Genomic DNA, 471 nt, shown 5'->3' with positions numbered 1-471 from the left:
AGGAGGTACTGCACTGGATGCAGGAAAATAATGCCTCTTCTCGCAAGGCGGCCGCAGCATTCAAGATCGCCGCGGCCTGCACCGTCAGTCGGTGGGCGCGGCTTTATCGTGAAGGCGGTATCATGGCCCTTCGTGACAAACGCAGAGAACGCGCCATGACTTCAGGGAAGACGCCACCCGGCAAACCGCTCACCGCCCCCTATCCCATCTTCAACAGTGCCCAGGAAGAGCTCGAATACCTGCGGGCGGAGAACGCCTATCTAAAAAAGCTGCATGCCTTGGCCCGGGAAAAGCAGCAGAGAAAGCAAAAATAGTTTCCGAGCTAAGGCAGGACCATCAGCTGGCAACGCTGCTGCATCTCGCCGGGTTGCCACGCAGCACCTTCTACTGGCAGGTGAAATCGGGTACCCGCACAGTGACCTATGAGCATGAAGCGCAACGGGTCAAGGCGCTGTTTCATCACCACAAGGG

At 58.0% G+C, this 471-nt stretch carries 1 pseudogene; it reads left to right on the top strand.

Annotated elements, in window-relative coordinates:
* A pseudogene (locus ACLHZ1_RS20610) lies at positions 1-471 on the top strand (helix-turn-helix domain-containing protein); the annotation flags it as partial.

Origin of the sequence: Aeromonas sobria (assembly GCF_050266975.1) — a bacterium.
Taxonomy (GTDB): Bacteria; Pseudomonadota; Gammaproteobacteria; order Enterobacterales; family Aeromonadaceae; genus Aeromonas; species Aeromonas sobria_B.
The sequence above is the reverse complement of the archived record's forward strand: the minus strand, read 5'-3'. Positions and strand labels throughout refer to the sequence as shown.